Below are 15,355 nucleotides of genomic sequence, written 5' to 3'. Positions count from 1 at the left end.
ATGACGAGGTTGTTAGTGAAGGACAGTTACAATAACATTTATGATTATACGCTAATCTTTTATATGTAATGCTTCTTGGAAAGTAGTAGTAATTGTTGGAAATTAGTAAAAGTATTACAACAGACACACTTGATTTTAACGATCTAATTAAATTAAAGGCTACCTTGTACATCACTTAAACACATGCAGGATGAAATTAAATTTGGAAGGCTTTTAAAGATGAATAACCTAAAAAAAGAGCTGTATAGCATTCTGCAGGAAGATGAAAATGTTTTTGATTTTATTCTGAATTCGGCAACAGATGGATTGATAATATGTGAAGGATCAGAAGCTTCCGGATATTGGGCAGATGATAAATTGTACAGAACGCTGGGAATTGTTTCAAGACCGGAAGACAGTGAAACAGACGGGCTGCTACAAGCACAGATCCTTCCGGAATACCTTGAAAATGCCCGGAATCATTTCAGAAATACCAAGGAGGAATTCGGCAAACGGATTCAGATTGGCGAAAACAATTCGGGCAAACTGTTTTTGACCGCGCATTCACTGGGAATATATAACCATGACGGTAAGTTGAGCCAGATCATTTCGGGGTTTAAAAGAACAGAGGAACCCAGGCTGAATTCCGATTGCAACAGCCCGTTGTACAAAACATTTCTGCACAGCAGCAGCATTTATGCTGTCGGGGTGGACATAGCCGGAAATTACTTCTATGCAAATGACTGTTTCTGTGACTTTTATGGAATAAAACAGGAAGATATATACGGAAAGTCATCGTTGCTGGGCGTTGTTCCGGAAGACGTACAAAAATGTCTGGATACCGGTTGGAAGTGCTACCTGGAACCCGAAAAACCGCACGCCGTTGTACTGAGAAAACAGTCGCTGAAAGGAGAATTAAATACAACCCAGTGGGAATTTACAGGCATCCGGAACGAAGCCGGTCAGGTTACGGAAGTATTCTGCATCGGTTATGACATTACACGGAAATTAAAGGTGGAGGAAGATCTGTCCGTGCTGGTTTCCAGTATGAACGACGTACTTTTCACCATTTCTCCGGAAGGGATCTTTACTTACGTTTCGCCAAGCTGGACAACCATGTACGGCTATTCGCTGGAAGAAACCATTGGTAAATCGTTCATCAGCTTTATTCACCCGGACGATATTGAAATCTGCTTTAAAGCCCTGCATAAAATCCTGACTTCACAGGACTCTGTAAAAGGAGGCGTGGAACACCGGATTATGCATAAGGACGGATCATGGTCGTGGAGCAGCACGATGGCAAACGTGAATCCGGTCAGCAAGGAAATCATACTGACGAGCCACAACATTACAGAGCTCAGGAATTCAAGAGAACGTCTGAAGGAACTTGCCATTGTCGCATCCAACACAACGGATTATATCCTCATAACGGATAACAAAGGTTACATTACATGGATCAACAAGGCATGTGAAAACCAGACAGGATATACAAGGAAGGAAGTAAAAGGAATGAGGCCGGAGAAAATGATGGGCGGGCCGGAAACGGATAAAGAAACAGTTGACAGAATTTACAATGCATGCATCCATAACAACATTGTTCAGGAGGAACTGCTTTGTTATAAGAAAAATGGAGAAAAATACTGGGTTGATCTGAAAGTTACCCCGGTGATTGATGATAAAGGAAACTGCATCAATTACATCGCCGTTGAAAGGGATATTTCATCCCGTAAAAAAACGGACGATGAAATGCGCAGGATGAAGGACATGCTGGAACAAACCAACAGCGTGGCCAGGGTAGGAGGATGGGAGTTTTATCCGCGGACAGGTGAAATTACATGGACGTCCATTGTCAGGGAAATCCATGAAATAGACGACGATTTTATGCCCGATCTGCAGTCTGCCATTTCTTTTTATAAAGGCCCGAGCCGCCAGATTATAACGGAGGCTGTTTACGAAGCGGTGTCGCACGGTACGGCCTGGGACATGGAACTGCAGCTCATTACAAGCAAAGGAAACGAGCTGTGGGTAAGGACCATCGGGAAAGCGGATATGAACAACGGCATTTGTGAAAGAGTTTACGGCGCTTTTCAGGATGTAACACTGCGCAAGCGCCATGAGGTGGAACTCCTTAATTCGGAAGCCAAGTTCAGAAGCCTGTATGATTCTACGAGTGATGCCGTCATCCTGTTCAACCGGCACGAATACCTGGATTGCAACCATGCAGCCTTGATGATGTTCGGGCTGGACAGCGTCGGTACGCTGCTGAGAATGCCGCTGGGCAGTTTGTCCAACAACCCGACTGTGAAAATGGAAAGCGGGGAGGGCATTACGATGGAACACGTCAATAAAGTGTACGAAGACGGAAGCCACAGTTTTGAATGGACTTACAAGCGTTTTGGCAAGATCAAAGGCACATTTGTCGCCGAAGTGCTCTTAACGCGGATCAGTATCAACGGACAGGATATCATTCAGGCCGTCATCAGAGACATTACGCTCCGGAAACAGGCTGAACAGGAATTGCTGGAAGCCCGCGAACATGCCGAATCGGCCAATAAACTGAAATCGGAATTTCTGGCCAACATGAGCCACGAAATCCGTACGCCGCTGAACGGCGTCGTGGGCTTTACCGACCTGTTGATGAAAACAAGTCTGGATGAAACGCAGCAGCAGTACATGTCCATGGTTTTCCAGTCGGCCAATTCGCTGCTCGATATCATCAATGACATTCTGGACTTTTCCAAAATAGAAGCCGGAAAGCTGGAACTTACGATGGAGAAAACAGACTTGCTGGAAATCTGCGGGCAAGTGATGGATATGGTTACTTATCAGGCGCAGCAAAAACATCTGGAAATGCTGCTGAATATTCCTTCAGATATTCCGCAGTTCGTCTGGACAGATTCCATTCGCCTGCGGCAGATTCTGGTCAATCTGCTGAGCAATGCCGTAAAGTTCACGATAACGGGTGAAATCGAACTTAAAATAGAATTGCTGACGCCTTTGAGTAATCTGGAAAACAGTTTCAGGTTCTCCGTAAGGGACACAGGGATCGGTATAGAGCTGCAAAACCAGCGGAAAATCTTTGAAGCATTTGCACAGGAAGATTCCTCCACGACGAAGCGTTTCGGAGGAACAGGCCTCGGCCTTACGATTTCCAACAGTCTTCTGGGATTGATGGACAGCAGGCTGCAGCTGACGAGCGCGGTGGATGCGGGCAGTACGTTCTATTTTGATGTAACATTTTCTTCTGTGGAAGGCGAGAACAAGTTTGCCTGGCAAAATAACGAACATATTGATAAAATACTGATCGTTGATGACAATCCGAAAAACGGGCGTATCCTGAAAGACATCCTGAACAACAAAAATATCAGCGCAGATTACGTTCAGAACGGCGATGAAGCAATCCGAAAGCTGGCGGCGGAAAACAGGTATGATGTCATTCTGATGGATTTCAAAATGCCCGGGCAGGACGGAATTGAAACCGTACGCAGGATCAGAAACATCAAATCCGAACTTGCAAACCAGCCTGTAATCCTGCTTAATGACTCGTTTGAGGAAGAAATGCTCAATTCGGTAAAAGAAGAACTGAACATCCAGCATTTCCTGATCAAACCGGTCAAGATTCCGCAGCTGTTCCATACTTTATCACAGATCAACCTGAAAAACGGACATGACGTACAGAGCAATTCAGGACATGAAAACGGCAAAGCCAGCACCTACAGCAATCAGGAAGTAACGGTTCTGATTGCGGAAGACCATAAAATCAACATGCTGCTGGTTAAAACCATGCTGGAAAAGATACTTCCGAATGTCAGAATGATTGAAGCGGTAAACGGAAAGGAAGCCATCAAGGCCTATCAGGAATCTGATCCCGACATTATTTTTATGGACATTCAAATGCCGGAAATGAACGGTTATGAAGCCACAGGCGCCATACGGATGCTGGAAACGGATAAAAAGATCCCGATCATTGCACTGACCGCCGGAACCGTTGTCGGAGAACGTGAAAAATGTATTGAAGCCGGAATGGACGATTATCTTACCAAGCCTGTTATAAAAGATACGCTGGAGGAAGCAATTCAGAAATGGCTTTTTAAGGGAAGAAAGTAAAAGGGCCGTTTTGAAATAAAGCTGTCATTGATGCTGGAAACATGCCGGAAAACACATCCGGATTTTCTTGCCGCAATGACAGCTTTTTTTATATTTTTATCCGTTAACAACCTGTCCGCCATTCGGATGCAGAACCTGTCCGCTCATGTAGGACGCATCTTCACTGGCCAGAAATACATAGCACGGCGCCACTTCACTGGGCTGGCCGGGACGTTTGAAAGGCGTATCCTTGCCGAATTTCTCCACCTTTTCAGAGTCGAAAGTAGACGGGATCAGCGGTGTCCATATCGGGCCGGGCGCAACGGCATTTACCCGGATGTTCTTTTCTGCCAGGTTAATCGCCAGCGAACGGGTGTAAGCTACAATGGCTCCTTTTGTAGAGGAATAATCAAGCAATGCAGGGCTTCCGTGATAAGCTGTCACCGAAGTCGTATTCACAATGGCATCGCCTTCTTTCAGGTGCGGAAGTGCTGCCTGTGTAAAATAGAAGAAGGAAAATATATTGGTCGAAAAAGTATCTTTAAGCTGTTCGGCGGAAATTTCCTGCACGTCCTCCTTCGGGTGCTGCTCGGCGGCATTGTTCACCAGAATATTCAGTTTCCCGAATTTGCTGACAACGCGTTCCACGGCTTCTTTACAAAATGATTCGCTGCGGATATCGCCCGGGATCAGCAGGCAGGCTTTTCCCTCGGCTTCCACAAGCGATTTCGTTTGCTGTGCGTCTTCGTTTTCATCGAGATATACAATGGCAACATCGGCGCCTTCGCGTGCAAAATGTACCGCAACGGCACGTCCGATGCCGCTGTCGCCGCCCGTAATCAGAGCCGTCTTGCCTTCCAGCCTGCTGCTGCCTTTGTAGTTTTCACGGATAATAACCGGTGCCGGGTCCATTTCTTTTTCAATGCCCGGCTGGGATTCCTGCGTCTGGCCTTTTGTATCTATTTCGTAATCCATATTGACAATTTTTGATTGAAGGTTGAATATGACCGAACTGCTTAAAAACGATATGCCAGTACAATGACCGGTAACAGCTTCCGGCGGAAGGTATGAAATGAATAAGGGAAATTATGACTGAGTAAAGAATTTCACACTGCTGACCGTAAAAAAACAGAAAATGGCCCTGAACTGCCTGCTGCATGCCGCTCCGGGCATAATTATAGTAATAGTCGTGGATTATTTCCGTCAAAAAGATCAGATATCATGGAGCAAAAAAAAGTAGTAATTATCGGAGGCGGATTTGCAGGAATAAACCTTGCGCAGAAACTGGCAAAAGACAATCTCTTTCACATTACTCTAATAGACAAAAACAATTACAACTTCTTTCCGCCGCTGCTTTATCAGGTAGCCACCGGATTTCTGGACCCTTCCAATATCTGTTATCCGTTTCGTAAATTCTTTCAGAAAAAAAGCAATTTAAGGTTCAGTCTGGGATTGTTTCAGGAAGTTTTTCCGGCAGAAAACAGGATTTCTACGGATACCGGAGACGTTTACTATGATTATCTGATATTTGCGACGGGTACCGAAACCAACTATTTCGGAATGGAGAACGTAAGGAAAAATGCGGTCCCCATGAAAACGGTGAAAGATGCCTTGGCGCTGCGGAACCATATTTTATGGAACAAGGAAAAAGCAACCAAAATTGCGGACGTAAATGCAAGAAAGAAGCTACTTTCCATTGTTGTGGCCGGCGCTGGTCCTACAGGCGTGGAAATATCAGGCATGCTTGCTGAAATGCACAAGAATATTTTTAAAAGGGATTACCCCGAACTGAACCGGAATGAAGTACAGATTTACCTGGTGGATGCGCTTCCGAATGTGCTGAACCCGATGACAAAAAAATCGCAGCAGGATACGCTTGGCGAACTGAAAGGGCTTGGCATCAATGTGCTGCTGGATCATGCCGTTAAGGATTTTCAGGATGGGGTTGTGACATTTGCAAACGGGCACACGATAGAAACTGAAACGCTTATCTGGACTTCGGGCGTAACTGGCATTGCATTGCCCGGACTTCCGAAAGAAGCGATCGGAAGAGGCAGAAGGGTATTGGTGGATAGTTATAACAGGGTGAAAGGATATAACAATATTTTTGCGATTGGCGACATCTGTCTGATGAATTCAGATGAGAAATTCCCGGACGGACATCCGCAGGTAGCGCAGGTTGCCATTCAGCAGGGAAGAAATCTTGCCAAAAATTTCAGGTCGCTTATTGAAGGTAAAACTGCGCACGACTTTCATTATAATGACCGGGGTTCCATGGCGATCATCGGTGTGAACAAGGCCGTTGCGGATTTGTCGGGAATGCATTTCAACGGGTTTATCGCTTACATGATGTGGCTTGTCGTGCATTTATTTTCATTGATCCGCTACCGTAATCAGGTCAAGACATTATATAACTGGATTGTTGCGCTTTTTACCAGAGATCAGTCGCTGCGCTTTATCCTGGATGCGAAACCTGACAAATAATTATGATCCATGTAATTACCGAAAGTTCCGAGTATGGTTTTGAATGGCTGGATGCCGAAAATCCGAGTGATGAAGAAATTGATGAGTTAACCAGAAAATATACCCTGCACCATTCTTCAATAAAAGACTGGCGCCAGCCCGATCATCTTCCCAAATTTGAGAATGTCGGCGGCTATGCTTTTATTATTTTCCGGGTACATGCCGAGGAAGTTGCCCTTGAAGCGGATACGGTTCCCGAACTTACCGACAGTGTGGCCATATTCATGAATGATGAACGGATTATTACACTGCACCGTAAACCGTGGGCTGCGCCGGAAATTATTCGGAAAAGTCAGAAAGAACAGAATACATGCAGCAATACGCACGAACTTGTCAATGAAATTATTAAAATCTGTCTGACCACATATGAAGAGCCATCCATCAAACTGACCAGTGATATTGAGTATTACGAAGCCAACATGTTTCTTAAAAACAGAAAACCTTCCATGCTCAAAGGTTTGTATTATCTGAGGCGGAGAGTGGAAGTAACGCGCCGGGTCATCATGCTTTCGCACGATATCGTGGAAAAAATAGATACGCCGGAACAAGGCAATGCCAATACAAGAGATACAAGGGATTTATTTGTTAAACTGCAGAACATTTACGATACGCTATTTGAGAACATGAATCAGCTCGTAATGATCTATTTTTCCATATCTTCCCAGCGGACCAATGAAATTGTACGCATACTGACGTTGTTTTCGGTATTTTTTATGCCGCTGACGTTTATTGTAGGCATTTACGGGATGAATTTCCGCTACATGCCCGAGTTGCAGATGAAATACGGTTATCCTGTCACCATGTTGGCAATGGCATTGATTACAGTCGGGATTTATATGTGGTTCAAGCGAAAAAGCTGGCTCTGAAAAAGCATTCAGCGTTGTTTTGACTCAATAATTGTACTCAACCTATGAAGAAACTTTGCATACCTGCAATGCGGTTTGACCAGTATGCCCTGATTATAAACCTTTTGATGCTACTGTCGCCGGCATATTCCTTGGCAGTGCCGGTGGCGCCCGCCAGTCTGAAAGCAACGGCTGTTTCTCCGGTACAGATTAATCTGGAATGGACAGATGCTTCTCTGGACGAAACCGGATTTGAAGTGGAACGTTCGCCGGATGGTAAAATTTTCGTCCGGATCGCCGATCTTCCTGCAAACAGCAAGGTTTTTCAGAATCTGCAGCTTGTTGCTTCAACGACATACTGGTACCGGGTACGGGCAAAAAACGCATCCGGATTTTCTGCTTATTCCAATATTGTGAGCGCCGTTACCAAGCCACCGGTAATTACCATTCCGAAAGCACCGGCAAATCTGGCTGTGACAACGGTAACAGGAAAAGAAATTAATCTGAAATGGACTGACAACGCCACGGATGAAACGGGTTTTGAACTGGAAAGGTCCCTGAACGGAACTGCTTTTATCAAAATTGCCGACATTGCCGCCAATGCAACGGCTTATGCAGATACCGGCCTTGCCTCCACAACCAAATACTGGTACCGCCTGCTGGCCAAAAATACGGCCGGAAAATCCGCATATTCCAATGTTGTGAGTGCCACGACGCTGGAAGTCGTTCCAAATGCGCCGGCGGGATTGATTGCAACGGCTGTTTCGCCTTTTCAGATCAATCTTGCATGGACGGATAAAGCGGTGAACGAAACCGGCTTTCAGCTTGAACGTTCGCTGGACGGCGTTACGTTTACCAAAATTGCCGACATTGCGGCCAACAGGATTGTTTATGAAAATACAGGACTTGCTCCGGCTACAAAATATTATTACCGGATCAGGGCGGTAAACCTGATCGGGGCTTCTGCATATAGTGCCGTGAGTTCGGCTACGACGCAGCAAATTCCGGTGCCGGACAGGCCGCTGAACTTTACAGCCGTACCGCTTGCGCCTGACCTCATTCAGCTGAACTGGTCGCCGGTAACCGGCAATGCAGATGCCATCATTGTGGAACGATCGCAAAATACGGACGGTAATTTCAGGGAAATAGGCAGGCTGCCGGCCAGTGCCGTGCAGTATCAGGACACGGATTCGCTGGCCATAACGGATTATTATTACCGGATCAAAGCTGTTAACGCAGGCGGAAGTTCGCCTTACAGTCTGATTTCCATTGTTCGCGGATCTACGATTATCACAGCAAACGAGCCGTTAACAAACCAGAACCGGATTTATGCTTACGGACGAACTTTGGTGATTGATCTGAAACCGCAGCCGCAATGCCGGTTAAGCATTTATGATCTGAAAGGAATATTAAGAAATCAGCAGTCAGTGCAGCCTTCTTCACAAGTTGACCTCGGATCGCTGCATCCGGGTATTTATATCGTTGTTGTGGAAACTGAAAACACCCTTTTGAAGCATAAGATTGCGATTGATTAATCCTGAACCAAAGCCTGTAAACATGAAATCATTTCTCCGTTTGTTGCTGCTGATAACTGCATTTTGCTGCTTTCATTTTACTGATACATTTGCCCAGAAGAAGAAAAAGTATGTTGTGAATGCTTATGTGGGCGGTTTTCGCGGGTTGGTGAATACTGAAGAAATCGATGCGGACAAACTGACTCACATCAATTACGCATTTGTAAATGTTCAGGACAGCCTTGCCGTCCTGACCAATCTGGCGACGGATTCCACCAATTTCAGAAAGCTCAACGAACTGAAACTTAAAAACCCGGATCTTCAGATCCTCATTTCGATCGGTGGCTGGGCATGGAGCGAGAACTTCTCCGATGCGGTCCTGACGCCGACTTCCCGGCTGCTATTTGCAAAATCGAGCGTGGACATTATCCGGCAGTATAATCTGGACGGCGTGGATATTGACTGGGAATATCCTGCCATGCGCGGCGAGGAAGGCAATGTTTTCCGGCCCGAAGACAAACAGAATTTTACGCTCATGTTCAAGGCATTACGTGAAGAACTGAATATGCTGGAAAAGGAAAAAGGAAGGAAATTTCTGCTGACAGCGGCCGTCGGCGGATCAAAATCTTTTATAGATAATACCGAAATGGGTTTGTTGCAGCCTTACATGGATTACATTTTCATCATGACTTACGATTACGGCGGTAAAAACGGCACCGTCGGGCATCATACCAATCTTTACGGTTACGGCAATTCCAGTGATGTTTCGTCTGCGGATCAGTCGGTGAAAAATTTTATTGCAGCAGGCGTCCCGGCGTCCAAAATCGGATTAGGCGCGGCTTTCTACGGGAAAGGCTGGGAAGCAGAAACGGGTAAAAACAATGGTCTTGGTGAAAAACGCATCAAATCAGTTCCGGGCGGCGGCTATTCAAAGCTGAAAGATTCACTGATCAATCAGAACGGGTACAAAAAATATTATGACAAAAAGGCCCGGGCACCTTATCTTTTCAACGATTCCACGAAAGTGCTGATTACGTACGAAGACGAAAAGTCGGTAAAAGACAAGTGCAAATATGTGAAAAAGCACAAACTGGCCGGGATTTTTTTCTGGGAATATTTTAACGACCCCAAGGAATATCTGATCAATGAAATCAGCCGCAATCTGGACTGAACACTGCATTTTCTCCGGATAATTAACCGTTTTAGTTTGGTGAAACCAGGTTCAGCAGGTCTTTTTTGGAAAGCGTCTTAAGCACGGCAGCATCCGTTTTGACCAGATCTTCTGCAAGGTCTTTTTTGGATTGCTGCAGTTCCAGGATTTTCTCTTCAATCGTGCCGGGGCAAATCAGTCTTACCGCAATCACGTTTTTTCTTTGCCCAATGCGGTAGCTCCGGTCAATTGCCTGATTTTCAACAGAAGGGTTCCACCACGGATCAACGATGTAAACGTAATCCGCTTCGGTAAGGTTAAGACCGGTTCCGCCTGCTTTGAGACTGATCAGAAAAACGCGTACTTGGCCATTGTTCTGGAAATTATCCACACGCGCCGCGCGGTCTTTGGTTTGTCCCGTCAGATATTCATGGCCTATATTCCTCTTTTCCAGCTCTTTTTTAATCAGGTCGAGCATGGAGACAAACTGCGAAAAAACCAGGATTTTATGTCCCGAAGACTTTGCTTCAATCTGTTCCATCAACACGGCGATTTTAGAAGATTCGTTGCCGTAATACAAATCATCGTTCAACAATGCGGGCGAATTGCAGATTTGCCTCAGCTTCGTAAGTCCCTGCAGAATGTGCAGGCTGATGCGCGGAATATCGACTTCTTTTTTGGTGTTGAGATACGTATAGAATTCCAGTTCGTAGGCATTGTAAACCTTGCGCTGTTCTTCGCCCATTTCGCAGTAAAGCACCATTTCCGTTTTGTCGGGAAGTTCGGTTGCAACCTGTTTTTTGGTCCTGCGCAGAATAAACGGATTGATCTTCTTCTGAAGTTCACGGGCTCTTTCGTTATCCTTGAACCGGTCGATAGGCGTGGAATAGTAATCTTTAAACTGCGTTTTGTTCCCCAACAGTCCCGGGCAAGCAAAGGAAAGCTGGCCGTAAAGGTCAAAAGTATTGTTTTCAACGGGCGTCCCTGTCAGCACCAGCTTGTTTTGAGACTGCAGTAAGCGCGCCGCTTTATACCGCTGCGATTCCGGATTTTTGATATTCTGCGATTCATCCAGAATGATGTAATTAAAACAGAATTTTTTCAGAAAGGAAACGTCTGCAAGCAATGTTCCGTAAGACGTCAGTATGACTTCATATTGGTCAAAATACTTTACTTCCCTGATTCTGGACGCGCCGTAAATGGTGCGTACTTTCAAGCTCGGGGCAAATTTCTCGATTTCGGCCTGCCAGTTGAAAATCAGCGAGGTAGGAACAATAATCAGATTGGTATTCTGCGCCTTCTTTTTCCTTTGCAGCAGGAGAAATGCAATGATCTGGATCGTTTTCCCAAGGCCCATATCATCGGCCAGACAGCCGCCGAAGCCGAAATCATCCAGAAAATTCAGCCAGTTCAGACCTTGTTTCTGATACTCGCGCAAAGATGTTTTCAGACCATTCGGGACTTTTACCGGAAGAATGGCATGAAAGTCGTTGAACGCTGTCTGATAAAATGCAATCTGGTCCTTTGTTTCCTGCGACAGCAATGCTTCTTCATACATGGCTGATACAGAAGCAAAGTTGATTTTTGGCGTACGAATTACTTCTTCTGAAATTTCTCCTTCTGCAAAGAATTTCGAAAATTTTTCAAACCATTCCTGCGGAAGAATGCCTTGCGTGCCGTCGCCGAGCTGCACGTATTTACTTCTGTTTTTGACCGCTTTGTGCAGATTTTTAAGTGTAACCTTCTGCTTTCCGAACAGTACGCTTATTGTCGTATCAAACCAGTTGATGCCGCTGCTCACATGCACCGACACTTTTGCGCGGTTCGGGTTCAGCCGGTTTTTTGTCAGTTTGTCAAATCCGAGCACCGTAACATGCAAATCCTGCCATTCCTGAAAAGCGGAAAGAAGCCAGTCTTCATCCTGAAATTTTGACTTATGCAGATAAAAAAATTCTCTTTCAGGCTGATCCGCAAAATCGGCATGCTGCCTCAGCAAAGCATTGCCAAAGCGGATTTCGGCTTCTTCATCGCGGCTTACTGTAAAAGGGTTTCCGTGACTGTCAACGGAATAAATCTGTCTTTTTGAAAAAACCGGAACTTCCACGTTTCCGTACCGGATGACCGGCGTAAGGAGAATATAATCGCCAAGGTCTTCAAGGTAAATAATCTTTTCAGTTTCATGGTCAAAGCCCTGTTCCTGCAATTGCTGGGGCGTGGCCGGTTTCAGGTACGAATAGGTAATCCGGAAATTTGCCTCGATCCTGGAAAGTACATTTTGCCGGAATTCCTCAAACTTTGATTTGTGAATAACGATTTTCTGATTGTGGCGGCTGAAAAATTCAATGGTCTTGAGAATCGCTTCACGGTCGATCAGATAAAGCGTATTCAAATGCAGGACAAAGTAATCGTACCGGATATGTACATCATCAAGATCAAGGTCCACGCCGTTGATCACGAGCTTTCCCGAGATATGGAAAAACGGATCTTTCCTGTGAATAAGCAGCTCCAGATCCACAGCCGTATGCCGGACCTGAACCGGAAGTATCGAACTTGCGCCGATGTTTTCGGAAACGGCTGCATTGTGAAAATAGAAATTCAGCTTGGCCGGGTTTGCCGCAATGGATTTCAAGCCTTCTATGTCCGTTTCGGCATTTTTCTTGCGGAAGTTATTCTGGAAAACAGAAACAGCCGTGTAAAATTTCACCACTTCCGGATTGTTCGTTTTCCAGATCACATCCAGCGGATTGACGGCAACGAGCGGGTTTTTCGGTTTGCCTTCCTTAGTAGTCTGTACTTCATGCAATTCCAGAAAAAAATGATTGTAATAGCGGTTCTGGCCCAGCACGACGATTGTTTTCCTGTTTTCCGGAAAATCCTTGTTTGCCGGCCCGGACGGGATTTTTGAAACAAGTTCATTTTCAATAACGGCAAACGCCGATTGTGTAGCCGGGATCAGCTCCTTTATTTTCGGCGTAATCTGAAGCGTTTTGTTTACATATTCCAGCTGAAAAAATTCATCCAGATCCCCTTCATCCTGCATGCCGTAATCCGCCGCTACCAGCCGTATCTGCTCTTTTCGGAGTTCGGGATCAAAGTACGCACGCAGGTCTTTCCGGTTCATCATATTGTACAGAACCTGAATCTGGTGCTCGCACAGTTTTTTTCCTTTCGTCAGGCACTCGCAGTAAAGCGTCAGCGAACCGGCATCCTGGCGGATGATGACTTTTGCAAAATCGGATAAGGAATGCTGGATTTTGAAACAGGCATAATCAATGGCGATATCTTCCGGCTGGATATCAAAGTAGCCTCTTTGATCCGTGGAAGGCAAAGCCGCACTGTTTTTCAGGATATGCGCATGCGTAAGTGCCTGCATGCTTAAATTATCAAATACAAATTTATGTTGGTGGAAACCGGTCATATCAATCGCTTTTCAGCGGCGCACAGGTGCTTGTTTTCAGGGTTTTTTATTCTTTAATTGCCGTTAAAGGCCAGGACAGAACAAGTACAACGTTAAATGTTTCGGTTTTAGTAGCTTTTGGCAATCAGCTTTCAGCGGTTCGAAAATTAAACGTTTAATCCGGAGTTTGTTATAATTATCAATAACCTTAAATGATTATTTGCAGTTACGTTTTTGAAATTTGATTCAGATTAAAATTTTTAAGGATTTCTCTTGGTCCAATATTAATTCATCCTAAAAGCCAAAAGCCAAAAGCCAAAAGCCAAAAGCTAACAGCTAACAGCTTTCAAAAATATAGTTATTAAATTAATCCGGTCCGGTTTTGGTTCTGGAAACATCATTAAAATTAAACACGAAAAATATGAAAATCGGGATAGCAGCAGACCACGGAGGTTTTGAATTGAAGGAAAGTCTCAGGGAATTTCTTACTTCCAAAGGCCATGAAATAAAGGATTTCGGTGCTTTCGGGCTTGATAATCAGGATGATTATCCGGATTTCGTCATACCGCTGGCCAATGCCATCGTGAATGAAGAAGTAGAGCGCGGAATTGCCGTTTGCGGAAGCGGGGTAGGAGCCTCGGTTGTCGCGAACAAAGTAGCGGGCGTGCGCGCGGCACTCATTAATGATCATTTTTCGGCACATCAGGGCGTGGAAGACGATGATCTGAACCTGATGTGTCTGGGCGGACGCGTTACTGGAAAAATGGTTGCGCAGGAACTGATAGAAGCCTTTCTGAATGCCGAATTCACAGGTGCCGAAAGACACATGCGCCGGCTTGAAAAGGTTAAAGCGCTGGAAAAATAGGCGGCTGTTTGCCGCGGACTTTCAGCCAACGGCTTACAACTAACCGCCAATAGCCCGAAGCTTATAGCTAGCAGCTAACAGCTAATGACTATCCACCTTTTTGGCATTATTATTTTGCAAAAGTGATTAATGAAAAACTCGACGTTCCACCGCTTTATAAAGCTTGCTGCTTTTATTCTGTTTCTTTTTTCTTTTCCTGCATTTGCGCAGCAGCCTTCCGGCACGGTTGTGTCGCCCGCCGATTCGGTAGCTGCGCCCCGAAAGGACAGTGTGCTCATTGTACCGAACGTGCTGATTGATACAATCCGTTACCGGTTTATCGGCGACGGCAACTTTGCCAAAGGTAATGTAAACCGCAGCCTCATGGTATTGCGTGCCGAAGTGACTTTCAGCGGGCCGGTCATCAATATTGCAACGAACCCAAGGTTTACTTACGGAAAGCAAAACGGCATTCTGGCGGAAAGAGACAGCTATGTGGATGTATTTGTAGATGTTTTCAAAAAGAGGAAGACGTATTTGTTCGGGCTTGGCGCGCTGGAAACGAGTAACCTGAGAAAAATTGATCTGCGGCAAATGGCAGGCGCCGGTATCGGTTACCGGCTGATCCAGAACATCAACAACAATCTGAGCCTGACGAACGCTATTCTGTATGAATCCACCGATTTTCAGGAAAAGGCACTGGTCAAAACCATCCGTAATTCTTTCCGGGTAAAAGGCAAGCATTCTGTACTTCAGGACAAAATCCGCTTCAACCATATTACCTTTCTGCAGCCGGCCCTGAACGATTTTTCCAATTTGCGATGGAATACGATTATGTCCATTGAACTTCCTATCAATAAATGGGTTACGCTGCGGACAAGTTTTGAAAACTCGTATGAAAGCGTAGTGGAAGCCACCAGAAGGCGCAATGATTCCCGTATTACGTTCGGTATTTCGGTCGGGAATAAATAAGGATTGTGCGGCATTTTCAGACAAAGTAAAGATAATAAAACCGCA

The 15,355-nt window shown here is 45.3% G+C and carries 9 protein-coding genes; 7 read left to right on the top strand and 2 right to left on the bottom strand.

Going from position 1 to position 15,355, the window contains the following annotated elements:
- The first annotated feature begins 219 nt into the window (after positions 1–219).
- Positions 220–4,086, top strand: coding sequence for a PAS domain S-box protein (locus FEM33_RS24380; RefSeq protein ID WP_139014586.1), 3,867 nt, complete (start codon positions 220–222; stop codon positions 4,084–4,086).
- 96 nt (positions 4,087–4,182) lie between these two features.
- Here FEM33_RS24380 and FEM33_RS24375 read toward each other — a convergent pair whose 3' ends face one another.
- A complete protein-coding gene (locus FEM33_RS24375) occupies positions 4,183–5,040 on the bottom strand; it encodes an SDR family oxidoreductase (protein ID WP_139014585.1) in 858 nt (285 codons plus the stop codon).
- A 246-nt stretch (positions 5,041–5,286) separates the two neighbouring features.
- Between FEM33_RS24375 and FEM33_RS24370 the strand changes: the two genes are divergently transcribed.
- Genes FEM33_RS24370 through FEM33_RS24355 form a run of 4 tightly spaced genes read left to right on the top strand, consistent with a single transcriptional unit; the run spans position 5,287 to position 10,118 of the window.
- Positions 5,287–6,549, top strand: coding sequence for an NAD(P)/FAD-dependent oxidoreductase (locus tag FEM33_RS24370; RefSeq protein ID WP_139014584.1), 1,263 nt, complete (start codon positions 5,287–5,289; stop codon positions 6,547–6,549).
- Positions 6,550–6,551: 2 nt separating this feature from the next.
- On the top strand, positions 6,552–7,454 hold the full coding sequence (locus FEM33_RS24365; protein WP_139014583.1) for a magnesium transporter CorA family protein: 903 nt from the start codon (positions 6,552–6,554) through the stop codon (positions 7,452–7,454).
- A 44-nt stretch (positions 7,455–7,498) separates the two neighbouring features.
- A complete protein-coding gene (locus tag FEM33_RS24360) occupies positions 7,499–8,968 on the top strand; it encodes a fibronectin type III domain-containing protein (RefSeq protein ID WP_139014582.1) in 1,470 nt (489 codons plus the stop codon).
- Between the two features lie 22 nt (positions 8,969–8,990).
- A complete protein-coding gene (locus tag FEM33_RS24355) occupies positions 8,991–10,118 on the top strand; it encodes a glycoside hydrolase family 18 protein (RefSeq protein WP_139014581.1) in 1,128 nt (375 codons plus the stop codon).
- 31 nt (positions 10,119–10,149) lie between these two features.
- Here FEM33_RS24355 and FEM33_RS24350 read toward each other — a convergent pair whose 3' ends face one another.
- Positions 10,150–13,515 (bottom strand): DEAD/DEAH box helicase, encoded by a 3,366-nt coding sequence (locus FEM33_RS24350; RefSeq protein WP_139014580.1) that lies wholly within the window; start codon positions 13,513–13,515, stop codon positions 10,150–10,152.
- Positions 13,516–13,915: 400 nt separating this feature from the next.
- Between FEM33_RS24350 and FEM33_RS24345 the strand changes: the two genes are divergently transcribed.
- Complete coding sequence (locus FEM33_RS24345) at positions 13,916–14,359, top strand: RpiB/LacA/LacB family sugar-phosphate isomerase (protein WP_139014579.1); 444 nt, start codon at positions 13,916–13,918, stop codon at positions 14,357–14,359.
- Between the two features lie 129 nt (positions 14,360–14,488).
- Complete coding sequence (locus FEM33_RS24340; protein WP_139014578.1) at positions 14,489–15,310, top strand: DUF481 domain-containing protein; 822 nt, start codon at positions 14,489–14,491, stop codon at positions 15,308–15,310.
- The last annotated feature ends 45 nt before the right edge of the window (positions 15,311–15,355 follow it).

The organism is Dyadobacter flavalbus, from assembly GCF_006149045.1.
Lineage (GTDB): Bacteria > Bacteroidota > Bacteroidia > Cytophagales > Spirosomataceae > Dyadobacter > Dyadobacter flavalbus.
Note: the sequence above shows the minus strand (reverse complement) of the source record. Positions and strands in the feature narration are given on the sequence as shown.